This is a genomic window from Hylemonella gracilis, assembly GCF_004328645.1.
Taxonomy (GTDB): Bacteria; Pseudomonadota; Gammaproteobacteria; order Burkholderiales; family Burkholderiaceae_C; genus Hylemonella; species Hylemonella gracilis_B.
The window spans coordinates 1,402,838-1,429,237 of sequence record NZ_CP031395.1 but is presented as its reverse complement, the minus strand read 5'-3'; the positions used below and the strand labels follow the sequence as shown (position 1 = coordinate 1,429,237).

22 protein-coding genes, 1 tRNA gene and 1 pseudogene are annotated in these 26,400 nt (G+C 58.3%); 14 read left to right on the top strand and 10 right to left on the bottom strand.

Annotated elements, in window-relative coordinates; translation table 11 throughout:
* Positions 1 to 11: 11 nt before the first annotated feature.
* Entirely contained in the window at positions 12 to 335 is a 324-nt protein-coding gene (gene grxD / locus DW355_RS06775) for a Grx4 family monothiol glutaredoxin (RefSeq protein ID WP_131278712.1), read from the top strand.
* A gap of 181 nt (positions 336 to 516) precedes the next feature.
* Entirely contained in the window at positions 517 to 1,515 is a 999-nt protein-coding gene (locus DW355_RS06770) for an AAA family ATPase (RefSeq protein WP_131278710.1), read from the top strand.
* 31 nt (positions 1,516 to 1,546) lie between these two features.
* On the opposite strand, the gene DW355_RS06765 is transcribed toward DW355_RS06770, so the two are convergent.
* Positions 1,547 to 3,292, bottom strand: coding sequence for a proline--tRNA ligase (locus DW355_RS06765; RefSeq protein ID WP_131278707.1), 1,746 nt, complete (start codon positions 3,290 to 3,292; stop codon positions 1,547 to 1,549).
* Between the two features lie 113 nt (positions 3,293 to 3,405).
* Between DW355_RS06765 and DW355_RS06760 the strand changes: the two genes are divergently transcribed.
* On the top strand, positions 3,406 to 4,104 hold the full coding sequence (locus tag DW355_RS06760; RefSeq protein ID WP_131278705.1) for an RNA pyrophosphohydrolase: 699 nt from the start codon (positions 3,406 to 3,408) through the stop codon (positions 4,102 to 4,104).
* A gap of 107 nt (positions 4,105 to 4,211) precedes the next feature.
* Here the strand turns inward: DW355_RS06760 and proB are convergent, their stop codons facing one another.
* The 5 genes from proB to rplU all read right to left on the bottom strand — a co-directional run bounded on the left by proB (position 4,212) and on the right by rplU (position 8,231).
* Positions 4,212 to 5,357, bottom strand: coding sequence for a glutamate 5-kinase (gene proB, locus DW355_RS06755; protein ID WP_131278696.1), 1,146 nt, complete (start codon positions 5,355 to 5,357; stop codon positions 4,212 to 4,214).
* A 251-nt stretch (positions 5,358 to 5,608) separates the two neighbouring features.
* Positions 5,609 to 6,178, bottom strand: coding sequence for a hypothetical protein (locus tag DW355_RS06750; protein WP_131278694.1), 570 nt, complete (start codon positions 6,176 to 6,178; stop codon positions 5,609 to 5,611).
* Positions 6,179 to 6,454: 276 nt separating this feature from the next.
* Positions 6,455 to 7,531 carry an Obg family GTPase CgtA gene (cgtA, locus tag DW355_RS06745; protein ID WP_131278692.1) on the bottom strand — a complete coding sequence of 359 codons (1,077 nt, stop codon included), beginning with the start codon at positions 7,529 to 7,531 and terminating at the stop codon, positions 6,455 to 6,457.
* 118 nt (positions 7,532 to 7,649) lie between these two features.
* Positions 7,650 to 7,907, bottom strand: a complete 258-nt coding sequence (rpmA, locus tag DW355_RS06740) for a 50S ribosomal protein L27 (protein WP_131278690.1) — start codon at positions 7,905 to 7,907, stop codon at positions 7,650 to 7,652.
* Positions 7,908 to 7,919: 12 nt separating this feature from the next.
* Entirely contained in the window at positions 7,920 to 8,231 is a 312-nt protein-coding gene (gene rplU, locus DW355_RS06735; protein ID WP_006296171.1) for a 50S ribosomal protein L21, read from the bottom strand.
* Between the two features lie 333 nt (positions 8,232 to 8,564).
* Here rplU and DW355_RS06730 point away from each other — a divergent pair, with 333 nt between their 5' ends.
* The 3 genes from DW355_RS06730 to DW355_RS06720 all read left to right on the top strand — a co-directional run bounded on the left by DW355_RS06730 (position 8,565) and on the right by DW355_RS06720 (position 11,625).
* The gene (locus DW355_RS06730) at positions 8,565 to 9,515 is read left to right on the top strand and encodes a polyprenyl synthetase family protein (protein WP_207388122.1); all 951 of its coding nucleotides are present in this window, start codon (positions 8,565 to 8,567) and stop codon (positions 9,513 to 9,515) included.
* A gap of 56 nt (positions 9,516 to 9,571) precedes the next feature.
* Positions 9,572 to 9,648: transfer RNA gene (locus DW355_RS06725), tRNA-Pro, on the top strand.
* A 753-nt stretch (positions 9,649 to 10,401) separates the two neighbouring features.
* Complete coding sequence (locus DW355_RS06720) at positions 10,402 to 11,625, top strand: hypothetical protein (RefSeq protein ID WP_131278688.1); 1,224 nt, start codon at positions 10,402 to 10,404, stop codon at positions 11,623 to 11,625.
* A gap of 234 nt (positions 11,626 to 11,859) precedes the next feature.
* Here DW355_RS06720 and DW355_RS06715 read toward each other — a convergent pair whose 3' ends face one another.
* The 4 genes and pseudogenes from DW355_RS06715 to DW355_RS06700 form a co-directional block, all read right to left on the bottom strand.
* On the bottom strand, positions 11,860 to 12,219 hold the full coding sequence (locus DW355_RS06715; RefSeq protein WP_207388121.1) for a nucleotide pyrophosphohydrolase: 360 nt from the start codon (positions 12,217 to 12,219) through the stop codon (positions 11,860 to 11,862).
* Between the two features lie 5 nt (positions 12,220 to 12,224).
* Positions 12,225 to 13,268, bottom strand: a pseudogene (locus tag DW355_RS06710) (DUF2075 domain-containing protein); the annotation flags it as partial.
* A gap of 857 nt (positions 13,269 to 14,125) precedes the next feature.
* Positions 14,126 to 15,211, bottom strand: coding sequence for a tetratricopeptide repeat protein (locus DW355_RS06705; protein ID WP_165493140.1), 1,086 nt, complete (start codon positions 15,209 to 15,211; stop codon positions 14,126 to 14,128).
* Positions 15,208 to 15,966, bottom strand: coding sequence for a hypothetical protein (locus DW355_RS06700; protein WP_131278682.1), 759 nt, complete (start codon positions 15,964 to 15,966; stop codon positions 15,208 to 15,210). The genes DW355_RS06705 and DW355_RS06700 overlap by 4 nt, the downstream gene beginning before the upstream one ends.
* Positions 15,967 to 16,304: 338 nt before the next feature.
* Here DW355_RS06700 and DW355_RS06695 point away from each other — a divergent pair, with 338 nt between their 5' ends.
* From DW355_RS06695 to DW355_RS06660, 8 genes are all read left to right on the top strand, one after another.
* Positions 16,305 to 16,631: a hypothetical protein gene (locus DW355_RS06695; protein ID WP_131282410.1), complete on the top strand. Its 327-nt coding sequence runs from the start codon at positions 16,305 to 16,307 to the stop codon at positions 16,629 to 16,631.
* A gap of 89 nt (positions 16,632 to 16,720) precedes the next feature.
* A complete protein-coding gene (locus DW355_RS06690) occupies positions 16,721 to 17,707 on the top strand; it encodes a DUF932 domain-containing protein (RefSeq protein ID WP_131278680.1) in 987 nt (328 codons plus the stop codon).
* An 81-nt stretch (positions 17,708 to 17,788) separates the two neighbouring features.
* The gene (locus DW355_RS06685; protein WP_131278678.1) at positions 17,789 to 18,223 is read left to right on the top strand and encodes a DUF6878 family protein; all 435 of its coding nucleotides are present in this window, start codon (positions 17,789 to 17,791) and stop codon (positions 18,221 to 18,223) included.
* Positions 18,224 to 18,298: 75 nt separating this feature from the next.
* Complete coding sequence (locus DW355_RS06680) at positions 18,299 to 19,306, top strand: YqaJ viral recombinase family protein (RefSeq protein ID WP_131278677.1); 1,008 nt, start codon at positions 18,299 to 18,301, stop codon at positions 19,304 to 19,306.
* Between the two features lie 21 nt (positions 19,307 to 19,327).
* Positions 19,328 to 20,260, top strand: coding sequence for a hypothetical protein (locus DW355_RS06675; RefSeq protein WP_131278675.1), 933 nt, complete (start codon positions 19,328 to 19,330; stop codon positions 20,258 to 20,260).
* A gap of 263 nt (positions 20,261 to 20,523) precedes the next feature.
* Complete coding sequence (locus tag DW355_RS06670; RefSeq protein ID WP_131278673.1) at positions 20,524 to 21,660, top strand: hypothetical protein; 1,137 nt, start codon at positions 20,524 to 20,526, stop codon at positions 21,658 to 21,660.
* 15 nt (positions 21,661 to 21,675) lie between these two features.
* Positions 21,676 to 22,473, top strand: coding sequence for a hypothetical protein (locus tag DW355_RS06665; protein ID WP_131278671.1), 798 nt, complete (start codon positions 21,676 to 21,678; stop codon positions 22,471 to 22,473).
* A gap of 463 nt (positions 22,474 to 22,936) precedes the next feature.
* A complete protein-coding gene (locus tag DW355_RS06660) occupies positions 22,937 to 26,335 on the top strand; it encodes a hypothetical protein (protein ID WP_131278669.1) in 3,399 nt (1,132 codons plus the stop codon).
* The last annotated feature ends 65 nt before the right edge of the window (positions 26,336 to 26,400 follow it).

Sequence of the window (26,400 nt, the reverse complement as noted above, 5' to 3'; positions counted from 1 at the left end):
GGAAACCGATTATGAGCGACACCCAGCAACGCATCGACCAACTCGTCAAGGGCAACGACGTCCTGCTGTTCATGAAGGGCAGCGCCAGCTTCCCGATGTGCGGCTTTTCGGGCCGCGCGATCCAGCTTCTCAAGGCCAGTGGCGTGGACCCCAAGACCGTGAAGACGGTCAATGTGCTGGAGGACGATGAGATCCGCCAGGGCATCAAGGAGTACAGCAACTGGCCCACCATCCCGCAGCTCTACGTCAAGGGCGAGTTCATTGGCGGCTCGGACATCATGATGGAGATGTACGAAAGCGGTGAGCTGCAAAAGGTGCTGGCCACCACGGTCTGAGTCGCCCCAGTGGGGCGGCACGTCCGCCCGACTCCCCTTCACCGATCGTTTCAAAAAAGCTGCAAGCCGGGTCCGCGTCCCCGCTTTGCCATCTTGAGCACCGGCACGGCTTGTGCTTGAATGTTTCCAGGCCGATCATCCCTCGCCTTAGCCGATCGGCTGTTGCCTGGAGAGTCAAACGATGGCGTCACCGCATTCCCTGGTTCCGCAAGGTTCCGCCCTGCGTCTGCCGATCGCACGCATGCGCAGCGTGTTCCAGCCCGGCGAGGTCGAGCGCAAGTTGGCCAAGCTGCCCGAACGCGAGCACGACAGCCTGCGCAGCACCTATGCCCGCATGCTGGAGCGAGGGCCGGAGCGCTTCCAGGTCAAGCCCGCGGGCGTGCCCGACATGAGTGCGCTCTACGACGACCTGCCCAATTTCACCGAGGTGCTGGACGACGTGAAGCGCCATGTGGCGCTGAGCCAGGACAGCGGCGACGGGCTGGAAATCACCCCCATGCTGCTGCTCGGCCCGCCGGGCGTGGGCAAGACCCATTTCGCACGCCAGCTCGCCGCCCTGTTGGGCACCGGCATGAGCCTGGTGCCCATGAGCGCGATGACGGCGGGCTGGCTGCTCTCGGGCGCCTCCTCGCAGTGGAAGGGTTCGCGCCCGGGCAAGGTGTTCGAAGCCCTGGTGGACGGCCAGTACGCCAACCCGGTCATCGTAGTCGACGAGATCGACAAGGCGGCGGGTGAGGCGCAGTACGACCCGCTGGGCGCGCTCTACGGCCTGCTGGAGCACGACACGGCGCATGCTTTCGTGGACGAATTCGCCGAGGTGGCCATCGACGCGAGCCAGGTGATCTGGATCAGCACGGCCAACGACGAGCGCGCCATTCCCGACCCCATCCTCAACCGCATGAACGTGTTCGAGGTGCCCGCACCCACGCGGGAGCAGGCACGCGCCATCGCGCAGCGGTTGTACCGTGCGATTCGCCAGGAGCATGGCTGGGGCCGGCGCTTCTCGCCCGAGGCCACGGACGAGGTGCTGGACGCACTGGCCGAACTCGCGCCGCGCGAGATGCGGCGCGCGCTGATGACAGCATTCGGCAATGCGCGCCTCGCCGAACGCGACACGCTGACGGCGGACGACCTGCCCCGCGCCTGCAGTGGCAAGTCGCGCGCGGGTTTTCTGCAGTAGTTTTTCTGTTTTACCAGCTCGGGTCAGCGGCTCAGCGTTTGAGCTTGCCCAACACGAAGGCCGCTACCTCGCCAACGGCCAGCGGCGCGGCCTCGGCATCGCGGCGGTGCTGGTACTCGACCTTGCCTTCCTTGAGCGTGCGGTCACCGATGGTGACGCGGTGCGGCACGCCGATCAATTCCCAGTCGGCGAACATGGCGCCGGGGCGCTCGCCACGGTCATCCAGAATCACATCCGCACCAGCCGCCAGCAACTCGGCGTAGAGCTTGTCGGCAGCGGCCTTGACCTCGGGGCTGCGGTCCGGGTTGATGGGGCAGATCACCACCGTGAAGGGGGCGATGGCGTCCGGCCAGATGATGCCCTTGGCGTCGTGGTTCTGCTCGATGGCCGCGGCCGGCAGACGCGTGATGCCGATGCCGTAGCAGCCCATCTCGAAGAACTGGGGTTTGCCGTTCTCGCCCAGGAAGGTCGCGTTCATGGCCTTGCTGTACTTGGTGCCCAGGTAGAAGATGTGGCCGATCTCGATGCCGCGCTCGATGGCGAGCACGCCCTGGCCGTCGGGCGAGGGGTCACCTTCCAGCACATTGCGGATGTCGGCCACCAATTCCGGCTCGGGCAGGTCACGGCCCCAGTTCACGCCGGTCAGGTGGAAGTCCACCTCGTTGGCGCCGCAGATCCAGTCGGCGAGCACGGCCACTTCGCGGTCAGCGACGACGTGCACCGGCAGCTTGAGGTTCAACGGCCCTAGGTAGCCCGGCTTGCAGCCGAAGTGCGAGACGATTTCGGCCTCGGTCGCGAAGCGGAAGCCCTGCTCAAAGCCCGGCAGTTTGCCAACCTTGACCTCGTTCATGTCGTGGTCGCCGCGCAGCAGCAGCAGCCAGACCTGGCTCTTGGCAACTTCGCCCTTGTCGTTCAGTTCGTCCGTCGCCAGCACCAGGGACTTGACCGTGGTCTGCAGCGGCACGTTCAGCAGTGCGGCCACGTCCGCGCAAGTGCTCTTGCCCGGGGTCGGCGTCTTGGTCAGCGGCTTGCTCGGGGCGGGACGTGGCCCCTTGGGAGCGAGCGCTTCGGCCTTTTCGATGTTGGCCGCGTAGTCGCTCGTCGGGCAGTAGATGATGGCGTCTTCGCCCGTGGCGGCAATGACCTGGAACTCCTCGGACAAATCGCCGCCGATGGCGCCGCTGTCGGCCGCCACGGCACGGTAACGCAGGCCGAAGCGGTCAAAGGCAGCGCGGTAGGCCTGGGCCATGGCCTGGTAGCTGATCTGTGCGCTCGCAGGGTCACGGTCGAAGCTGTAGGCGTCCTTCATGATGAATTCGCGCCCGCGCATCAGGCCGAAGCGCGGACGGCGCTCGTCGCGGAACTTGGTCTGGATCTGGTACAGGTTCCTGGGCAACTGCTTGTAGCTCTTGAACTCCTGACGGGCGATGTCCGTCACCACCTCTTCGCTGGTGGGCTGGACGACGAAGTCGCGCTCGTGCCGGTCCCGAATGCGCAGCAGCTCAGGACCCATCGTTTCGAAGCGCCTCGTTTCCTGCCACAACTCGGCCGGCTGGATGACGGGCATGGTCAGCTCGATCGCGCCCGCGCGGTTCATCTCCTCGCGCACGATGGCCGCCACCTTGTTGATCACCCGCAGCCCCATGGGCATGTAGGTATAGATGCCGGCGCCGAGCTTCTTGACCATGCCGGCGCGCGTCATGAGTTGGTGACTCACGACTTCGGCGTCGGCGGGGGCTTCCTTGAGCGTGGAAATCAGGAATTGGGTGGCTTTCATGGGGGAAACGGCAAAACTGGGGCCCTGGAGCAGCCCTGATCAAGAGGAGCCCACTTTGATCCGGCGCAAGGGCCGTGCATAATGGACTCAGTTTAAAAATTTGGGGTTTGATTATGCTTGACCGGGACGGCTTTCGGCCCAACGTCGGCATCATCCTGCTCAACCAGAAGAACCAGGTTTTCTGGGGCAAGCGCATCCGCACCCATTCCTGGCAGTTCCCGCAAGGCGGCATCGACCGGGGCGAAACCCCGGAACAGGCCATGTTCCGGGAACTGGGCGAGGAAGTCGGGCTCAAGCCGGAACACGTGCGCATCGTGGCCCGTACCCGCGACTGGTTGCGCTACGAGGTGCCGGACCGCTACATCCGACGCGAAGCGCGGGGCCACTACAAAGGGCAGAAGCAGATTTGGTATCTGCTGCAGTTGCTGGGGCAGGACTGGGACCTGAACTTGCGCGCCACCGACCATCCGGAATTCGACGCCTGGCGCTGGAACGAGTATTGGGTGCCGTTGGAAGCCGTGATCGAATTCAAGCGCGGTGTCTACGAAATGGCGCTGACCGAACTCGCCCGCTTCCTGCCGCGCGCCGAACAACGCAACCGCTACCTGCGCCAGGGACAACGTCCGACCCGTGAGTTGCGCGACGGGCGTGAAACCGGCTCGCGCGGCAGCAGCCTGCCGGGCTTGCATGGCCAGGAACTGGAATTGCCCCCGGGCGCCAGCTTCGACCCGGACCCTCAAGCCGCGTATGTGCAGCCCCCGGACACGACACCGGGCGTGGACGAAGCCTGCGGCGAGCGCAAGGACGCATGAACCTCAGGCGGGTGGGCTGACCTGACCAGATCAGGCCGGAAGCCAATCCAGCAGCGATGGGCGCAGCTGCATGACCAACCCTCAGGCACCAGCCTACGCCGGTGGTTTCAGGTCAAGCGCGTGAGCACCAGATTGTCCCGGTGCACCATCTCCGGCTCGCCCATGTAGCCGAGCAGGCTTTCAATCTCAGTGGAGGGCTTGCGGCACAGCAGGCGTGCCTCGGCGCTGGCGTAGTTGGTCAGGCCCCGAGCAATCTCGACGCCCAGGTCGTCGCGCACGGCGATGACCTCGCCTCGCGAGAACTCGCCTTCGACCGCCGTCATGCCGATGGGCAGCAGGCTTTTACCGTCCTGGCGCAGCTTGCGTGCCGCGCCAGCGTCGACCACCACCGCACCGCGCAACTGCAGATGGTCGGCCATCCACTGCTTGCGCGCCTGTGTCTTGCCGGTCTGCGCCACCAGCAGCGTGCCGATGGACTCCCCCTGCACCAGCCGCAGCAACACACTGGGTTCACGGCCCCAGGCGATCACGGTGCTGGCGCCGCTGCCGGCGGCGCGCTTGGCCGCGAGGATCTTGGTGATCATGCCGCCCTTGCCGATGCTGCTGCCTGCGCCACCGGCCATCTGTTCCAGCGCCGGATCACCCGCGCGCGCCTCGTGCACGAACTGCGCCGCCGGGTCCTTGCGTGGATCGGCGGTGTAGAGGCCTTTTTGATCGGTCAGGATCACCAGCACGTCGGCTTCGACCAGATTGGCCACCAGGGCGCCCAGCGTGTCGTTGTCGCCGAACTTGATCTCGTCCGTGACCACCGTGTCGTTCTCGTTGATGACGGAGACCACGCCCAGGTCCAGCAGGGTCAGCAGCGTCGAGCGCGCGTTGAGGTAACGCTCCCGGTCGGCCAGGTCGGCATGCGTCAGCAGCACCTGGGCGCTGGGCAAGCCATGGGCGCGTAGGCGCGTTTCGTACATTTGCGCCAGCCCCATCTGACCGACGGCGGCGGCGGCCTGCAACTCATGGATTTCCTTGGGGCGACGGCTCCAGCCCAGGCGCTTCATGCCCTCGGCGATCGCGCCGCTGGAGACCATGATGACTTCGCGCCCATCCTTCACCAGGGCGGCGAGCTGGCGGCTCCACTCCTCGATCGCCGCTTCGTCCAGCCCCCGGCCCTCATTGGTCACGAGGCTGGAGCCGACTTTCACCACAATGCGGGTGGCTTGCTTTAGGAGAACGACGGATGAAGGAGATTGCGACATGTGTGGTTTAGAGCCGCAACGAGGCTATGTCTTAGCGTAACGCCGTGGCAATTTTTTGAGTGGCGCAATCCATAAACGCTGCCGCTTTTTTGCTCAAAGCATATACCCCTGGTTTCCCCAAGACACAGCCGTCGCCACCGAACCCGAAACTGCTTGGGCACATGCCCTCTTTCCTGCATCAGGAAAGAGGGTATGGCTACTTGGCGCCGGGGTAGGTGCCGAGTACGATGAAAGCGAAGGGAAAAACTGTCCTAGTTGGCCGAAGTTGCAGGCTTGGGCACCGACTGCCGCAGCAACGACAATGAAACAGAAGTTAGAAAATCTTTGTTGTAATCAGCAAAAGTGATCCTGTATTTGAGGATCTCCCCGGCGTCAGCAGTCAGAAAAAGAAAGCTGGTGCTTTTGTTTCCTTTGGCATCGCGCAAGTCGTAGCGCATTGCCGCAACATTCTTTCCATTGATAAGGTAATGCTGACCATTTTGAGCAGTAAGAATAAAAGGCTCGGAAGTAATCCCGTTGTTTTTGTATCCTTGAACAATGCCGGAATGATTCAGCTTAATCATCGTCAGCAAATCATCTTTGCCATCTGTCCAGTCTGAACGACCAGCGGTGTAGCGATAAATGGTCGCAGAGCCGAGATGACACTTGTAGCTTTTGGCGGAACCTTGGCCTTTGCTGGTTGCTTCAAAATCAGCGCTTCCAGTAAACGCCCAATTGCAAACCCCAGCATCAATGTCTTGGGCTGGATCAATTGAAGCCGTTTTTGTGGCGCAGCCACAAAACAATAGAACCGCCGTAAGCAACAAAAACTTGAAACGCATTTTTTGGAACCTCCCTAGGTAAAAGTGCGCTGCCTCTCGTTAAATACTTAGAGATAAAGCAGAAAACTGACGCACCGGCTTGAAAGTATAGCCTGCCATTAGTGGGGCATCAGGCCCGCCAAAGGTAAGTTAGAGCAACGTTAGAAATCGTGTGCATACGGCTGTGTGAAGTCACGTCATCGTCTACGCATTACGCAGCAGGAAGATCCGACTAACTGTCTATCCGAGTCGATCAAGAAAACCTCGACTACAGACTTATCCAGAACGGCGCCACCTTCACTCTTCTGGAGACCAATCCTTGAAACGCGGATCGACCTCCTCCGGCGCAGGCGCCTGCTCGGCCTTCTGCTGCGCCCGCACCTGCTCGTACACGGACTTGACCAGCAGGTCACAGCCCTCGTGCGTGAGCGCCGAGATCTGGAACACCGGGCCCTTGTATTTGTAGCGCTTGACGAAGTCCTTGACGCGGGCCTCGCGCTCCTCGACCGGAATCATGTCCAGCTTGTTGAGCACCAGCCAGCGCGGCTTGTCGTGCAGAGACTGGTCGTACTTCTTCAGCTCGGCGACGATGGCCTTGGCCTGGGCCACCGGATCGCTGTCATCGAAGGGTGCCAGATCCACCACATGCAGCAACAAGCGCGTGCGCTGCAGATGGCGCAGGAATTGGTGCCCCAGACCCGCGCCCTCGGACGCGCCTTCGATCAGGCCCGGGATGTCGGCCACCACGAAGCTCTGCTCCGGTCCGACACGCACCACGCCCAGGTTGGGGTGCAGGGTTGTGAAAGGGTAGTCAGCAATCTTGGGCCGCGCGTTGGAGATGGCGGTGATCAGGGTGGACTTGCCCGCGTTGGGCAAGCCCAACAGGCCAACGTCCGCCAGCACCTTGAGTTCCAGCCTGAGATTCTTTTTTTCACCGGGCCAACCCGGCGTCTTCTGGCGAGGAGCGCGGTTGATCGCGCTCTTGAAGCGCAGGTTGCCGAAACCGCCGTCGCCGCCCTTGGCGATAGTGATGACTTCGCCCGGCGTCAGCAGTTCGTACAGCACCTCACCGGTCTCGGCGTCGCAGATCAGCGTGCCCACGGGCATCTTGAGCGTGATGTCCGATCCTGCCGCGCCGAACATGTCCGAGCCCATGCCGTGTTCGCCACGCTGCGCCTCGAAGCGACGCGTGTAGCGGAAGTCCACCAGGGTGTTGAGGTTGGGATCGGCCACGGCATAGACATGGCCACCACGTCCGCCGTCCCCCCCGTTGGGACCACCGAACTCCTTGTATTTCTCGTGCCGGAAGGAAACGCAGCCGTTCCCCCCATCGCCCGCGGCGACGTCGATCAAGGCTTCGTCTACAAACTTCATGGCGGAGGGATGTGGCTTGCTTTTCAGCGATTAGAAACGAAAAACCCTGCGCCCCACCGGCGGCGTGGGCGCAGGGTTTGGTGCGGGAGCGCCCTGGAGGACACTCAGCCCGCAGGCATCACGCCGCGGTCACGTTGACCGTGTGCCTGCTCAGCGCACCCTTGGTCGCGAAGGACACCACGCCATCCGCCAGGGCAAACAGGGTGTGGTCCTTGCCCACGCCGACATTCACGCCGGGGTGGAACTTGGTGCCGCGCTGGCGCACGATGATGGCGCCGGCGCTGATTTGCTGCCCGCCAAACACCTTCACGCCGAGCATCTTGGGCTTGGAATCACGCCCGTTTCGCGTCGAGCCGCCGCCTTTTTTCTGTGCCATGTCTGCTGCTCCTTATGCGGAGATGGCGCCGATCTGCAGCTCGGTGAACTGCTGGCGGTGCCCCTGGTGTTTCTGATAGTGCTTGCGACGGCGCAGCTTGAAGATGCGCACCTTGTCGTGCTTGCCATGCGCCACCACGGTGGCCTTGACAGTCGCGCCGGACAGCAGGGGCGTCCCGACCTTGAGCTCGGCGCCGTTTCCGACGGCCAACACCTGGTCGATGACGATCTCCTGGCCCACGTCCGCAGCAATCTGTTCTACTTTGATCTTTTCGCCGGCGGCAACGCGATACTGCTTGCCGCCGGTTTTTATGACCGCGTACATATTGACCTCTTGAGAAATCGGTTTCTGAATCCTGCGCGCCTGGCTTCGCCCGGCTTTTACGCCACGCGCTTTCACGCCGCGCCACAGATCCACCCCGCAGACGGATTTCCACGGAGCCCAAGATTTTAGCATGACCGCCGCTTTATGCCCAACGGGACCGCCCAAGCCAAATACATGCGCTTCCCCCGCTGGCGGGGCGACCTCAAAGCCCTGGTCAGGGTCAGGCAGATGGCCCCCCTGCTTCCTATAATCCCGCTTTTCTTTCCCTCGCTCTGGCCCGCCGTCGTGTCCTCCCCATCGTCCCCCTCCCCGCTCTCCCTGATCACCGATGACATGCGGGCCGTGGACCGGGTCATCGCTGAACGGCTCGATTCGGGCGTGCCGCTGGTGGGCCAAGTCGCCCACTACATCATCAGCGCGGGCGGCAAGCGCCTGCGTCCAGCCCTGCTTCTGCTGGTGAGCGGCGCGTTGGGCTACCAGGGCCCTCACCGCCATGCGCTGGCCGCCGTGGTGGAATTCATCCACACCGCCACCCTGTTGCACGACGATGTCGTGGACGACTCCAAGCTGCGCCGAGGCAACCCCACAGCCAACGAAGCCTTCGGCAACGCGGCCAGTGTGCTGGTGGGCGATTTTCTGTATTCGCGCGCCTTCCAGATGATGGTGGAAGCGCAAAGCATGCGCATCATGGAAGTGCTGGCCGAGGCCACCAACGTGATCGCCGAGGGTGAGGTGCAGCAGCTGATGAACATGCACAACGCCGACCTGGACGAGGCAGGTTACGTGCAGGTCATCCGCTCCAAGACAGCCAAGCTGTTCGAAGCCAGCGCCCGTTGTGGCGCCATCTTGGCCGGCGCCGACGCGATGCTCGAAGCCGCCTGCGCCGATTACGGCCAGGCCCTGGGCACAGCCTTCCAGGTCATCGACGACGTGCTGGACTACGCGGGCGACGCCACCGTCATGGGCAAGAGCCTGGGCGACGACCTACGCGAGGGCAAAGCCACGCTGCCTCTAATCGCCGCCATGCAACGAGGGACGGCCCAGGAACGGCAACTGATTCGTGGCGCGATCGAAAGCGGCCTGGGTGAGGACGAGGCGCGCAATGCACAGGTGCTGCAGGAAGTCATCGGCATCGTGCAGCGCACCGGCGCGCTGGACATCGCCCGCGCTGCCGCGAGCCGCGAAGCGGAACGTGCTATCGCGGCGACCCGGGGACTGCCAGCAAATTTGCACAGTGCCAGTTTGGTACAATTGGCGACTCAGCTGCTCGCACGTCAATCCTGACGCGACAAGCGGCGGCGAAGCGCGGTGTCGTCAATGAAACAACGCTTTGAACCAGTCGGAATGTAGCGCAGCCTGGTAGCGCACTTCGTTCGGGACGAAGGGGTCGGAGGTTCGAATCCTCTCATTCCGACCAACAAATTGAAGGGTTAGCAGCTGAGTGGCTGCTAACCCTTTCCCGTTTCTAGAGCCTCATGGGTAAACCCATGGGTAAACCGGAAATTGGCTGTCCTCGGATCAACTTGGACGCCACTGCACTCCCCGCTTCTCCTTTGACGACGGCTCCATCACAGATCTGCTTCGGAACTGAGATTGGGCAAGTGAAACGGACCTGCTTCAACGCGTTGCCCGACAGATTGTCCGCAGGTCAGGTCACGAACAGATTCGGCCACGCCAAAAGCGGCGACAGGCTGGTTACGGCCAGTCAGGTCTGCTCGCTGAGCGGCGACTCTTGCCGAGAGAGCGCCCTTCAGTGATTGTTGCTGCGAGCCTGGGCTACGCATCCGATCGGTGGTTCGATTCCGCCCCAGGCCACCATAAATTTGTCTAAGACAGTCCATCTTAGTCCAAAAGCCCTAAGTGAATCAATCACTTAGGGCTTTTTTGCTTCCCGAGTCGTCCAACATAATCCAGTGTGTTCCAAGCCAAATCGGGGGTAAATCGGGGGGTAAATTCAAATTCCCCCTTCGGGACTAAATTTTTTACCCCCCCGCTCTACTAAATACCGTGAATTTGCCAGTGTGCTGCTAGCTAATTGACTGGGAATCGAGGCAACAAAATCGCGGGGACGGCGGTGCAATCCTTCAGAAAGCTAACAAGGCTTGCAAAGCATTCCGGTTACTGGATGATTAGTAAGTAATGTGCTTACAACCTCCAGAGGGATCGGGACATGTTCAAAAAGGTTCTAGCAGGAACAATTGCATCATGCATTCTTTTGCCCGCCACGGCTGTAGAGCTTGGCATTGCCTCGTTCAATTTGGCCTGGGCAGGGACAGAGGATGATTTCAAGGAGCACATTCGAGTCTGTAAGGACCCAAAGGTGAATTGGTGCGACACACGCGCCAAGATTCCCAAAGATGCCACCGAGCCTACGCCGCAAGAAAAGGAGCGGGCCAAAAGCTGCCAAGCCGCGTTCGATAAAGTAGCAGGAGGCCCTGGACAAGCGCTTCAGGTCGCACCCTGCAATGCCTACGATCTTTCTGACGAGATATTGGCTAAGAATCCTGGAAAGCCGGCAGACCTGTATAGGCAGAAATTGGAAGGTCTAAAGGGCACCATCCACATGTTGGTGGATAAACATAAGGTGGACATCTTGGCTTTCCAAGAGGTCAAATCTGCAGAGGTTATTCGGATTCTCTTAGGTGAGCACGTAGCCGATTTCGAGACCTGCGCTGCGCCCCACACAGCTTTTCAGACTATTGGCTTTGCGTGGAGGAAGTCTCTTGGGGAAGGTGTCTGCAAACCTGAGCCAAGCCTATCCATTGAAGAGGATTTGGAAAATTCCTCATCCGTTCAAAAATTTCTGCGTCCAGGCATTGAGCTTTCGCTCAGTATCGGACAGCAAAAACTTAGCCTACTGAATGTCCATCTGAAGTCGAGCTGTGCGAATCTCCACAAGGATAAATTCGGTGAAGGGAAGTTGCTGACAAGTGAGGCTCCCGCCTGCCAAGTTTTGAATCGCCAAGTAGCTCCATTAGAAACTTGGATCGAAGCAGTGGCCCAGCGATCACCACTCTTCGTGGTGCTGGGAGATTTCAATCGCAAGATCGATGACGAACTCGCTGAGGATAAAAAGATACCCCCTGATCAAGTGAGAACAGATGGTGTTCTTCCGAATAAGCCCAACAAAATGGATGGCAAAGGTAGCGTCAAATCCAAATATCTGTGGCAGGAGATATCTGATGGAGATCCCAGCTTAGTACAGGTTCCGCTGAGTGGAGTTGCCACCGGATGTAGAGGGTTTGTCGGTCTTGATCACATTCTCCTAAGTGCTACCCTTAACGCCCGTCAAAAGAACAAGCCAATATCCTCAAAGATCCAAGTTCAGACTCAATCGTCGCAGGTGATTGAAACGAGTGATCACTGTCCTCGGGTCACTAGAGTCAATCTCTAAAACTAGAAAAAGCTAATTCGGCCGCTCTTTTGAACGTGTTTAGTATTTTTTCGACATTTGCTCGAGATTGAATGACTTGCTCACCCGTATGTTGACAATGGGTGAACTACTGCTGACAACTCGCCAGTCAGTTCCGAAGGGACGTCGGTCGCTCCCATGGTGGGGGCCTTACTTAAACCAACCCGCCTCCACGAAAGTCGGGGCGGTTCAACGTACGCCCGAGAACCTATTCACCTAAGTCGTACGCTTCGGCGTAGAGTCTCCAACGGGATACTTTTGCGCGTTCGACTTCAGCTTTGTCACTACCGCCTCGTTAAGGTCGACACCGAGGACAGATGAAAGCCTAACCAGGTAAAGGGCCACGTCTGCTAACTCGTCACGGACGGCGCGCGCTGTTTTTGGGTCCTGGGCGACTGCCTTAGACTGTTCCTCGGTAAGCCACTGAAAGACTTCAACAAGCTCCCCAACCTCACCGGTCAGAGCCATGGCCAAGTTCTTTGGTGAATGGTACTGGTTCCAGTCTCGCTCGTCGGCGAACTTCTGCAAAGCGGCTTCGAGAGCTGTGACGTCGATAAGGCGTGATGGATTTGCCATGGCGTTCATTCAAGGCGGCTCTGGAAAAATCGACGAGTTCCCTCGTCCATGAAATAGACGTAGCAGCCCTTAATGCCTCGTGTGAACAGCACTCGGTAGGTGTTCTTGACCAAGTCGAGAAACTGCTCCTTACTGCGCTTGACCATCGAATCGTGGGATTGCTTTTTGTCACCCACCCACTCATTATTGTTCCAGTCATAGCGAAGGTCCAAGCCGAAGATGATGCCGACGTAGTCGAACTCGAATCCTTGGGCAGTGTAGACACAACCGACTTGGTCTAGGCCCCCGGGGTCTGAGGCCCAGAAGCTTGACTTTGGTATTCCAGCCGCCAATCGACCCGCATCAGGCTTTGCGTTCCATGGCATTGCCCAGCCTTCGACTTGCACGTCTGCAACCAAACTTCCGTCGCTCTTCGGAACTGACCAAGGCCAGCAGAAGCCCGCTACGAGACGAGCGCTACCGTCCACGGCCTTCTGTCGGATGGCGTGTTCCAGCTCTTGCACTGAGTCCATGACGCGGAATTCATAGGGGTCGTCACGCTTCCACAAGACGTTGGCGGTTCGGCGAATGTCCAGGGTGTTATCCACCCAGTTAATGAACCCGTCAGAGCCACTGCATCGAAACTGGGCGTCCAGCTCGTATTCGAGCAGCTTCGCGCCTGCTCGGCTCGCAGCCTCTTTGATGAGTTCCGAGCTTCCAACTTCGCCAGGTCGAACAATCTGACGGTCGTCGATAAAGAAGACACTCACCCGGGCGATGTGGATCAGCTCGTCAATTTGAGGGAGGCCTGACCAGTCCTCAGCTTTGGTAAATCGATCCTTGCCGTTCTCACGGATTCGGTGAGCCTCATCCAGCACGAGTGCATCAAATTGGTTCGGAGGCAGGTCTCCGCGCTTATTGATGTTGAAGTAGCCGAACTGAGCGGCCGCTCGCGAACCAACGAGTTTTCGCATGTTCTCAGTGAATGCCTTCGAACCTGTGAGGTGCATTGTCTTGAGTCCCTCGCCCGACAGCCGTCCAAGAAGATGCAAGGCGATGACCGACTTACCTGTGCCAGGCCCCCTCGGACCAAGACAACAGTTTTCTTGAGCTTTAAAGCCTTGGCACCTTCGCGGGTTTCTGCCAGAACCTTGGCGAAGACGACCTGCTGGCTGTCTAGCAGAACATACGCCTTCTGGTCCTGAACGACTTCGGCAGTGTGCTCTAGCAACTTCTTGCTGGGCAAAAACTTGCTCTTCAGCACTTGGTCGAGAACGGCTTCGCCTCGCCCGGCTTGAAGATGGTCCCCCATGTAGGTTATGAGGTCGTCTTGTTTGTCACCTGTGAATGCGGGGTACTGCTTCAAGACTTGTCTGTGCCGCTCAGCGAAGATTTCACTCTTTGGGTCGTAAGAGAGGTTGTGCAGGAATGCGCAAGAACGAAGACCCACCTCTCCTCGCACAAACACTGAGTGCATGTCACGCAGATACTCCTCGTACTGTCCAACCTGCCGCGAGGGGTGAAGAATGTCCTTTTTGCTACCTGCGATCCAGGTGGTGACACAGTCTTCAGCGTTGGACTCCTCGACATCGCTCCACTGCTTCAGTTCGACAATGATCGAGTATGGGTGGCCTCCCGCGTTGGTACCTGTGACCATGCAGTCCAGGCGGCGACTAGACAGAGGGAGTTGGTATTCCAGAAGGATGCCGTGGTCTAGGAAACTGCCTTGCTGCAGCGCAAACGCCATCCTAAAGAGCGAGTTCTGCCAAGACTGAACCTCCTGGATGGATGGCTTGTAGTGAAAGGCGTCGAGGAACGCTCGCTCCAGCTTGGCTGCGATGCCATTGCGCGTAGCGTCTGAGATGAAGTCTTTAGAAGTCCCTGCGTAAAGCTGCATTCCGTCCCTGTTCCTCTTATGGTGTTCTTACTAGTTGCAGCGCATCGCTTTGGCTGCCTCGTATTCAGCACTTAGGTCGATGCCAACATCCATATTGGGGTTGATCGTCTTCATGCCGGCGTACATGATGGACACCAAATGCATACCCGAGAACTTTCCTGGCAGTGATGTCAGGGTGTACTTCTGCTCTGGGTCGTGAATGTCAAGGCCGTCCTGCCCCTTCATGGCGACCTCCATCGTGATTTGGCGGCTCTTCTCGGGGCCAACTTGGGAAAAGGTATCCAGTGCTCCTGCGATGTACATCATCACGTCAGGGCGAAGCCCTCCACCGACCGCCTCACGCATGCTCTTGCCGGCTCTCTTGGTACGAGCCTCTCTGGCAAGTTCGGCGACCTGGGAGCCTGGGAACTTCTGAATGACGACTTGGTAAAGCTCGTCAGCCTCATCATCGTTGTATTCACCACCAACAGTCTCTAGCGCACTTGCAAGCCCGTAGAGCGTCTGTGCGTCATGAGGAAGCGCCTTTCGGGCTGCTCGTAGGTGCTCGAGCGCTTCGGCGGCACGACCTACCCCCAATAGGATTGCTGCGAGATTGCGCCGTGCGTACCCATCCGAAGGGTCTGCCTCAACGGCTTTCTGCATTGGCTCCAACGCTTGAGCACGTTTGCCCATTCGTTGGTAAGCCACGCCGATGCCAGTCCAGGCGTGAGCATGCTGCGGGTTTAGGGCCACGGCGCGCTTGAGGCGAATGATGGCTTCGTCGAAATGCTCCAGTTCGCTGTAGGCGATCCCCAGGTTGTAGAGAATTTGGACGTTGTCTGGGTCAGCCTTGGCCAAGGCTTCAAGGAATGGCATGGCTTCCTTGATGCGTCCAGACTGGAGCATCGTCATTACGAAGTCCAACGGATCAGATTCATCCGGCAGAACGAGCACCAATATCTCGCGGTCGTTGACCGAGACAACGGCTTGTTGCCTCTTAGCTGCGTACTGCACAGCGAAATGGGTTACGACCGCAGTCTTGAAAGCATCCGAGCCAATATTCCTCGCGTCGTGAGGAAGCAGGCCCAGGTCGAAACGCTCGACAGGGAGAGTAAAGAGCGACGGCTTTGCAGTCATGGGCGGTAGGGAATCCAGGTGTACCAGCCGGAAAGGCCTTGGGCTTCCGCCCATTGGTCAACCAGCTCGCAGTCGTGCTGAGCGCCCGATGGCACAGTTTCCCAAAGTTTAAGCAGTTGCTCTCCGTAAGAAAGCACGCCCGCCGCACCATAGGGAATGGCGTATGTCCCCTGGCCAGTCAGGCGGTCCGCGAACAGGGCATAAGCCGCGATGCTGCCCATCAGGGTAGTCGGGATAGTCAGTTTCCCCTTACGGAAAGCTAGCAAGTCAACGTTCTGCTGTTGCTGTAGAGAAATGCTCGAAGCTTGTAGTTCTAGCAGTTCCTGGCACTCGGACGCTATCCACTGGTCGATACGCATCCCGACAGGGAACGACCGCAAGTTCATCAGAGCCCACTGGGCAACAATCTTGGAGAACTCCGGCAGCATCTGCCGATCGGGTGCATCTAACGGCTGGCCCGCTGCCACCAGCGGTTCGACCCACTTTCCTGCCTCTGGGGAGGGGGCGAAGTCGAATCGATGTGTCGGTGGATTCTCGAGCATACGCAAGAGGAAGCCGGCCTGGTAGGCGATTAAGTAGTCGAGCGGATCGTTGCTCGGCTGATAGCGAAGGACATGAAACTCCGCGCCGTTCCGAGCTATTTGCAGCGTTGCAAGAAGAGGAAGATTCTCGTCACGCACGAACTGGATGCTCTTGCCGCTAAGTTCTTCGACGCGGTTTAGGATGCCCTTCGTGACTGCACGAAGATTTTTCATTGCGCAAGTGTACCTGCCCTATTTTGCCCTCCGCGATGCAAACGGCTTTAGTGTTGAGGCAACGATTTTGGCCCTCTCCAAATAGCTGGGAGGCCACCCGTTGCCATAAGAAGTGGAACAAAAAATCTGAGGCTATTGTCTAACCATTCTTGCTTTCGCTAAGGCCCGAAGAGTCGATTGGCGGAATGATGGGGGGGAGCTAAGCACCTCAGGTTTCTATTTTTTTTCAGACACATATTCCCTACCTGAGCGGACCAATAGTGGTTCCTTCGTCTGTGCTTTGTTGCACCGGCGCATCCCACTCAGGAGTGAATATGTCCCATTTCCCGGGCAGGCCCATGGCTTGCCCCAAGTGCAATTCTTTCAATATCGAAACCCTGAACCGAGGCCGTCGCGTCGGCAGTGCGGTCGGCGCGGCCGCAGGATCAGTTGGTGGATTCTTCTCGGCGCTGTCCGGCGCGCGAGCGGGCGCAATGGTCGGCGCGATTGCCGGCCCCGTTGGTTCAGCTGTGGGCGGTTTTCTGGGAGCAGTCTTCGCAGGTATTGCCGGAGGCACGGTCGGCGGTATGGCTGGCAGCGCGCTGGGAGATGTCGTGGACAGCAACGTCCTCGACAACTACCACTGCTTGCGTTGTGATCACACCTTCAGCGTGTCTCAAGACTGAATTCCGCTTCCTCTTCATCTTTTCATTCCTCACCTCACAAAGCCCGGCAGCGCAAGCTGACCGGGCTTTATGCCTTTTGGAGCACCTACATGCATCTCGTACAAACGATGGCCTATGCCAACGAAGCGCCCTGGCATGGCCTGGGCAACCAACTCTCGCCCGGGCAACCCATCGAGGTTTGGGCCGAGCGCGCCGGCATGGACTGGCGCATCGAATCTGCCGATGTCCGGTTCATTGCCAACGAGGGCAAGGACGGCAACGACAGCAACCGTGGCCTAGGCTCGATCCGCGCCTTCCCCGAGCAGCGAGTCCTCTACCGCTCGGACACCAAGATGCCTCTATCGGTCGTCTCCAGCCGCTTCCAGGTCGTTCAGCCTTCGGAGATCCTGGAGTTCTACCGCGACCTGACCGAGGCAGGCGGCTTCGAGCTCGAAACCGCTGGCGTCCTCAAAGAAGGCCGCAAGCTCTGGGCCTTGGCCAAGACCGGCCAAAGTGCCTGTCTAAAGGGTCGTGACAAGGTCAATGGCTATCTGCTGCTGGCAACGGCTTGCGATGGCACGCTGGCGACTACAGCGAAGTTCACCGCTCTTAGAGTGACGTGCAGCAACTCGCTGGAAATCGCCCTGCGTGAAGGAGAAGGCGCAATCAAGGTCATGCACCGCAGCCAATTCGATGCCCAGGCCGTCAAGCGTCAGCTCGGCATTGCCATCTCTTCCTGGGATGGCTTCATGGTTCGTATGAAGGCTCTGGCCGATTGCAAGATCAAGGATGGAGCGGTTGAGGGATTCCTGCGTCGTGTGCTGACCTACCCGGTTAACAGCAACGAAGGGGTCAATCTCACCGTCAATGACAGCGCCCTCAAGGCCGCTCAGGAGCTGTACGCGGGCCGTGGCAAGGGCTCCGAGTTGGCCTCGGCAACCGGTACGGCCTGGGGGCTGCTCAACAGCATTACCGAGTACGTGGACCATCACCGCCGTGCCCGCAGTGATGACCATCGCCGCGACGCAGCCTGGTTCGGCCAAGGGGCAGCCATCAAGCAGAAAGCCTGGGAAGAAGCCCTGAAGCTGGTGGCCTGAGCAGATCTTTCAACTCGTCATAGAGCCCGACAGCGAAAGCTGCCGGGCTTTTGCTTTTTTTGTTTCAAGAAGGAGGTACTCATGAACGGAGATCGTGAGGTTCACGAGCGAGCGCTGAAGTTCAACCGCGAAGCCTTGATGGTCCGGCTGCATCAGTTGGACATGCGGACGGTCATCATTGACTACGAAGGGCGTGGCGGAATCGGGAAGGTATCAGAGCCAACCATCGAGCCGGAGATGATGGCGCGATTGCTCAAAACCGAGAAGGTGATCCAGTGCCGTGTCCTGAAGCGCATCCAGGACAGCATCGTTCGCTTTGAGCTCGAAGAGAGCGCCTGCCTCTTGCACAAATCCTTGGAGGATTTCGTCTTGGCTTGGGTGGGTCAGAACCACCCGGGCTGGGAGCGCAATGACGGCGGCAAGGGAACTGTGACCATTCACGTCGAAGACAACCGCTTCGAACTAGAGTACGAACAGCTCCACACGACGAGCAGCTACCACTACTACGTGCTCTGACCCCAACGAAATCACCTTCGCAAACCCGAAGCCTCGCCTGAGATTCAGGCGGGGCTTTTTTATTGGGAGTTTCCAATGTCTCATCTCAAGCAGGTATCGGCGGGGACCGCTCGCCGGCCAGCCTTGCGCCTGGTCGAAACCCGCCACATCAAGCGGGAGGATTGGCTGGAGGTCCGGCGCACTGGCATCGGCGGTTCAGATGCCGCCGCAGCCGTGGGCCTGTCGCCCTACAAGAGCCAGCTCGAACTCTGGATGGAAAAGACTGGCAGGGATATCGATCTCAAGAAGCCAGATCCGACCGACACCACGGAGCCCGTCTATTGGGGAACGCTGCTGGAGCCCATCGTGGCCGCAGCCTATACCCAGCAGACGGGCAACAAGGTGCGCAAGGTCAACGCCATCCTGCAGCATCCCCGATACGCCTTCATGCTGGCCAACCTCGACCGTGAGGTCGTGAGCGTGCCCGAAGTCCAGATTCTGGAATGCAAGACGGCGGGAGAGTTCGGCGCCAGGCTCTGGAAACAGGGAGTGCCCGAGTACGTCCAGATCCAGGTACAGCACCAACTGGCCGTGACAGGCAAGCGCGCTGCGGACGTGGCTGTGCTGCTCTGCGGTCAGCGACTGGAGGTTCACCGCATCAAGCGGGACGACGCGCTGATTGCCAACCTCATCGAACTGGAAGCCCGCTTCTGGAAGTACGTGCAGGACGAAAACCCACCGCCAGCAGACGGCTCGGAATCGGCGGACCAGGCTCTGCGGTGCCTCTATCCCCGTGACGCGGGAACGACGGTGGACTTCAGCTCGGAGCGCAGCCTGTCAACCACGTTCGCAGACCTCCTGACCCTGCGCTCTCGCATCGCTGGACTGACGGAAGAAGAAGCCCAGCTCACTCAATCCATCCAACAAGCCATGGGCGACGCCAGTCGGGCCGTCTTCGAGTCCGGCGAGGTCTCCTGGAAGCGCAGCAAGGACAGCGAGGGCGTAGACCTCAAGCGTCTCCTGGCCGATCACCCTGACTTGGCTGAGCGCTACGTCATTACCAAACCCGGAGCGCGGCGATTCCTCGTCACCGCTTCATCTTGAACATCAGAAAGGAATCAACCCATGCTCAAAGGTCTTGCAATCACCCCGCCCGTCATCGGGCGCATCTCCATCGGTCGCGTGGTGGAGAAGAATGGCAAGCGTCTGCCGGAAAAGGATGACCAGTTCACCATCACCACCCAGGTCCAGAACCGTGATGGCTGGATGCTGCATCCAATGGACGGCAAGCTGCGCAAGGAGGCCAACGCCAAGCTGCGCTCGATTCCAGTACGGGTGCTCTTCAATGACCCGGACTTGAATCTGCGGGCGGAGTTCTCGGCTTTCGACAAGGAGACAGGGCGCCCCGTCTGTGTGGGCAACGGGGAAACCTGTCGTCGAGCCACGGAGGATGGCGTCAAGGAAATGGCTTGTCCGTCACCTGAGGGCTGCGACTTTGGCTGGGGCAAGTGCAAGCCCTATGGTCGCCTGAACGTGGTGATCGATGGTGGGGGAGACGACGCGACGCTTGATGAGCTGGGCTCATTCATCTTCCGCACCACGTCTTTCAACTCCATCCGCACGCTGGCGGCACGCCTGCAGTACTTCAAGGGCGTTTCGGGCGATGTGCTGGCAGCTATGCCGCTGGAACTAAAGATTCGAGGCAAGTCCACCACTCAGAGCCATCGGTCGGCGATCTACTACGTCGACCTGACAGTTCGAACTGGGCTGGCACTCGAAGAGGCCATCAAGCAGGCCAAGGTTCTGGCACAGGCCAGGCTGGAGGCTGGTTTCAGTCAGCAGGGACTGGACAACGCAGCACGCATGGGTTTTGCGAACGGGGCATTCGAGGAGTCGATTGAGGAGGCATCCAGCGTCGTGGAGGAGTTCTACAACTCTGAGCAGGCGCAGAACGCTTCCCCTGAACAACGACTACCTCATGCTCAAGAGCACAAACCCGAGCATCGAACTGGCCTGAGTCAGAAGCTGGCAATCAAGGTCACTTCTGAGGCCGCCTGAAAACGCATCACATATGCCCACTCTCATTTGGCCTTTCGGTCGCGATGCGAGCGGGCACTTTGCAAATGAAATTCCTGGGTAACTTCTACAAAACGGACATTGCATCTCACTCCGCTTCTTAGCCCTACAGTTTGGTCATCGACGTCCTACTGTCCGTCACTCGATACCTTGACTCTTGAAAGCTATCTGCATGCGCGCAGAATTCCGAGGTTTATCATATTGTGACGCCATCTCTCTGGGCACTTCAAAGAACTGAAGCCTTCATGAGCACCCTCTTTGCAGGAATCAGCGAAACCGGTGAAACCCGTTTCATCGGGGACGTTCCCTCCGGGCTTGCCTGTGGGTGCTTCTGCCTTAGTTGCTCAAGCCGTCTTGAAGCAAAAAAAGGCACCGTTCGCATCTGGCATTTCGCCCACGTTGCCGGCCAAGAGCGGCCAGAGTGTCTCGCCGGTGCCCTCAATTTGCTTCGCCGTTTGGCATTACAGATTCTGAGCACGAGCTCACCCTTCCCGATTCCGGCCCATTTGGAGCATGTCACAGATACTAGGCCACATATCTACGGTCGCAGGAGTATCTCCAAAGCGATCGAGTCCCGGCTAATGCTGGCTTCAGGTGCCGCAATCACTTGGGCCGATAGTTTTGGTCCCAAAGCCCTTCCGCCTCGCACCCATCCGATCGGGACGGCTCCTCTTGCCAATGGCGCGCAACTGGAAATCTTCGTCGACGTGCGCGCTGAGAACCTCGGTACCTCTCTGGGCGATGAGGCAGCCGGCAACCCGAACGCCTTCAAACTTTTGTGCTGGTGCCCTGCACCCAAGCCAGGCGAAGTCACCTCAACCAAGATCGCGACTGAATATCTGCAGCATGCGCTGCGCTGGATATGGATTTACTTTCCCGATAAGGATGGACAGCGCTCGGCCGCGCTAGCTGAGGTAAATGCATTGGCAGATGAAGCCAATCGCAGGCTAGAGGCAGAGGAATCGATGCGGAAGCAGCAGCGTCAAGGCATGCTCAACTCGACCTCCAATACTGACGCGTTTGAGCAGTTGCGTCGCTTTGCGTTGAGTCCTCCTCTGGTAACCCCGAAGTCAGTTCAGGGCTGGAGTTGGGCGCCAGATGCAAAGCCTCATGCCTCGTTTTTTCTCTTCCCACTCAAGGATGGAGGAGCCTGGGTGGTTTACCAGACGAAGGCGGGGAGTGTGCGTGTCCTGCCTTGGCCGAATCGCTGGGACGGGTGGGATGAATTTTTTCCACCCTCTGTTGCTTTACTTGAGCCTAATCGTAGGTCATTGATCGCAAAAGACGTCACAACAGTCACCGATTTCATCGGAAATTTGCGGAAAGGAACCTTCAACGATAGCGATCCGTCTAAGTTACCCGGTTTTCCGCCAGATCTTTAACTCGTCTTCAACCTCGTGACATATCCGTTGCAGTTCATGTCAGAAGAGCAAGGGCGACGCTTCGCCACTGGTCCCGGCGGTGAGATCATGGTCAAGTACCCGTTGCAGTATTGCAAAGCTGTATTTTTAGGAGGAAGACCACGAAAGAGCGGTACAACCAAAGTCTTTAACGGTACTGCCACGCTTTTAGAGCTACCCAGCGGTATCTACGCTGTCACCTGTGCCCACGTCATAGACGCGTACTACGACGTGCGCAACGAGTTGGGTGATGCGCTGCTACAAATCGGAATGACTGAAATATCGGTCGAGGACCAACTGGTTTGCAAGAACGACACAACAGACTTGGTCACGATCCGGCTCACGACAGCGCAACTTGATGCTCTTCAGCGTGAGGGGGAGATCGGGAGTCGCGTTATCAGACCTGCCAAATGGCCCCCGGAACCAGTGGAAGTAGGGCAGCCAATTATGTTTGGTGGGTTCCCGGGTGCTTGGCGAGAATGGGTAGCCCACGACGAACTTGTTTTCGGCTCATTCAGTACGGCTGGAATTAAGGTGACAACCTCCCATTCAGATCGCTTGTCCTGCCAATTGGAGCGTGACTACTGGATTTCATCAGTGGCCCGTGGAGACAGCGATAAGGCCATTACCCTCAAAGAACTAGGTGGGCTTAGCGGAGGGCCTGCGTTTGTGGATCGTGGTCTTCAATTTGAGTTCGCAGGGATCATCTATCAACATGCGGAATCATTCGACATTTTGTTCCTGCGTCCAGCAGGGCTGATCAATCCGGATGGATCAATCAAGGATTCTGGTTAGTCGACCTAGATTAGCTGGCATACCTGTGGGGAAAATACACTTCCTGCGGTGAATTGAACCAAAAAATTCATGTCTGGCTATGCCACTCTTTTTCTAATGAGCCAACCCCATGCCGACCACGCCCGTTTCTTACTTAGGAGATGCGTCTCAGATATGGAGTGTTCCGCCCGAAGAATTGGGCAGACAAGCTACTGCGTCGCTTAGGGGCTATGTCTACCAGCTCCACGCCTCGGCCGCAGCATGGTTGGCGTTAGGAGCGCACGATGAACTCTACCTAGAAGTTGCCGAGGACTACACCGAACTTCTACGCGAACCGGGCAGGGTCGATGAAGTGCTTAGAGCCACGCAGGTAAAAGACACGCGCGAGTCCAGATCGATAACGCTGAACTCGCCAGATGTTCTGGCCGCCATTGAGGCACTGTATAGACTTCGTGCCAGCAACCCTGGGCGGGAAGTAAGGCTCGTGTTTCTGACAACATCGGGCATCGGACAGGAGCAAAAGGATGCTTTGCCTTCCGGAGTGGCTGGCCTGATCGCTTGGGAAGTTGCCACCTCCGAAGACGAAGTTGAAGAGCTCCGCGTGGCTCTTCTTAAGCGTCCCCTGTCTGAGGAGCTTCGGTATTTTGTCGCGAATAGCCCTCCCGATCAGCTCAAGGCCGAACTTCTCGGCCCAGTGACGTTTGCATGCGGTGCTCCGGATTGGCACGCTCTCGAGGAGGCCAACCGGCGAACGTTAGTCGCGCGCCGAGGTGAGTTCCAGGCGACTGCAGACATGGCCCGTCGCGCCTACGATGCTGTTTTCCGCGATATCGTTGCGTGCGCACTTGGGAAGGCTCTGCGTCGCTTAAATAGAGCACAACTTCAGGCTTGCCTTGAGAGTGCGACGGCAATCGCTGTTCCGTCAAGCGTCGCCGTAAATCTGCTGGGTGAGCGCGTCGCACGACCAATTACCATTCTGTCCGTTGAAGAGTTACGTGGCTTAGCACAGTCGTTGATTGAGATTGGCGCCCCGCTATCGATAGACCTGCTTTACCCCGCAGCCGAGGCCTCGGCTCGAGATGCTCTTATGGAAGCATTCTCAATCGAGCCACGTCTCATTGAAATAAAGCCTAACGGGGATCCATCGAGTGTGTCGCTAGTGGGGCTAATTGGTCTTTCGGAGAAAAAACACGTCATCATCGGACAGCCAGGCTCTGGCAAGACACATGCTCTCTGGCATGCAGCAAATAAATTACTCAAAGCCGGTACGACCGTTCCGCTGTATCTTCCTGCGGGGCAAGTGACAGGCTGGCGCGACCTAGAGGTAATGATCACAGAGGCGGCACCAGGGATCGAACTATCTGCCCTATTCCAAGATCCTCGAATTTGCGTTTTCATTGATAGCTGGTCCGAGTTTTCAGGAACTGCACAAGCAGGTGAGAAACGACGCGCGCTGCGTGCTCTACGAAGCTCACGTTTGGTTGTGACGGCCAAATTCGTAGACATCGACGACGGCGCTTTTAAGCAATGGTCTCTCGATCTGCTTTCACCTGACCAAGTGGCGCGTGTATTCGCTGCTGCAGCGCCAAGTGAACCGCTTCCACCTAGTTCGGTGATCGACCTTCTGCGACTGCCTCTCCTTCTGTCCATTCAAATTCTTTCAGGTATACGCTCTGCGACGACCGGCGACCTCTTGCGTCAATTCCACGAGCACCTTATGCACGGGTTACCCGAGAGCTTTACACAGGTGCTCGCTGGAGCCGTAGCCGACTTATCTCTAGCAGGAACACGATCTTTTGGGCGCCTCGTGAATGAGCTCCAAATTCGATCAGTGAAGGCGGGCATTACAGACCCGGTTAGTCTACTGAGAAGCCTCGGTACTATTCTGGAACGTAGCGGTCAGGCAGTTCCTGTCCACGACCTTTACTGGAGCTGGCTTGCAGGACGCGGCTTGCTGGAAGACGCCGTCGCCAAGCGTGCGATAAGCCCGCTCCGGACGCGCGAGAGCTATGCTCTGGCCATCCAAGCAGGTGGACGTGCTGCAGAGAGCGACGTCAATGCAATAGTTGAGGAAGATATTGTCCTGGCAGCCGTTCTCGAAACAAGTCGCAGTGTTGAACGACCTCTCTCGCTCCTAACAGAATCGTTCTCTCGCGCTTTTGCAGATCCTCGGCTAGCCGTGCGCAATCGCGCCGCCATGGCTGCGCTGGAAGGCTCGCGCCCGGATTTTTTTCGCCCCGCTCTGGAGGTGCTCGCTGAACTTGGCCGATCCAAACTGTATCTCCCTGAGTGGAAACAGGCGCTCCGCCCAAACGCCTTATATGCGCAGCGGGCTACGCTTGCCGACTGGCTAGGGTCACCGAATAGCGACCTTGTCCTCAATGCAATCGCCGAAAGGGGAGGGCCAGAGTGGAGCCCTTGGCTTGAGCAAGTTGCAGCAACAGGTCGAATAAGTTGGGCAGAGGCGGCAGCAACCGCGCTTGGCTGCTGCGGCGATGTGCCGCAATGGGTTCATCCGCATCTTGACACTGTCATTGCTTCACACCCCTGGCTACTTCGGGCCGCAGCAACAAGACGCAGCAACAGAAGCCTGGCTCGATTCATCGCTATCGAATACGAACGCTTGGTCGAATCTGTTGTAGCACTAAATTCCAGTGGATGGATCGAACTCAACAGAGTGCTCGTCGGCTGCGGTGATGACGATATATTAGGGTTACTACTCTCTCGTTTCCCTTCTATGGGGCCACGTGCACAAGAACTGCTCGGTTTTGCTATTGTGGAATGTGGCTCACCATGGGTAGCCCGCTATCAGCGTGTAGCTTTAGCAACTGGTGCTGCTCATCATCACAAACTTGCTGAGGTGCTCTCGTTTGAGATTGATGACGAAACAGCGCGGGCCTGGATCGCCGCAGGTCATGACGAGGCTGGTTGGCGGGTATTAATTGCACGTCATGGCGAGGCCCTGCTACCGGAACTGATTGAACAACTGCCCCAGTCCTTCGCGGGCATCCACCACATCCCCGCGCTTGCCCACATGCGCTGGCTTTCGACTGCGCCTGACACACTAATCGATGAGATCTGGCGGCGGCTAGGTAGTCCGATGCGGCCCAAGGCTATGCAGGATGTGCTTAACGCTACTGCGCGAGTCTACCCAAAGGGCATTCCCCACCTTGTAATGTTCATCGCGAAGCAGCCGAATGCTCTGCCGACATACCACATCCGACAAGCGCTTTTACTCTACGAGGATTGGCAGAAGAGATCTGGTCTCGTGCTTCGCATAAAGACACGCGATGGTATCGAACATCCTTTTCCCTATTGGATCGCACTTCATAGTGTGATGAACCGATGGGAGGATCACTTCACTCCACAATTTTTGGCTCTTTCTCCAGACTTAGCCATTGACTGTGTCGTGCACCATCTCGACGACAAGCGCGCGGCTGCGGTATTGATGGCGTTGAATGGAACTGCTACTTACAGCGCTCGACTGCTGGATCGCATGCTTGCGGTGCCTTCCCTCGCTGCGCTCATTCCACAAGTGTTCGCCGATGGCTTCGATCTGTTTCCTGTTGAGGCACTCCAATGCTGTATTGCATCGAGCGAAATTGACCAAGATAGCTTGTTGTATCGGCTGGCCGCTACGGCCAACCCTATGCACCGCGCCGTGCATGAGGAGCTCATGACGCGCGTCCTGGATGCGCCTCTTCAACTGAACAATCTGCGTTACGTTGCAGATATGCTACGCGCATACTCACGGGAGGAGGTATTGCATATTATCGATTCATCAATCCACTTCCGCGAAGATTGCTGGTTTTGGTTTGTCCGTTTGGTAGAGGCAGCAAGGGGCGAGCGCCTGATAAACGAGGACGGGGTCGCTCGGCATTAATCATCTCCGTGAGGGACGGGACTATAGCGAAAACGAACAGATTTCAAAGACAAGTGCTACTGAAA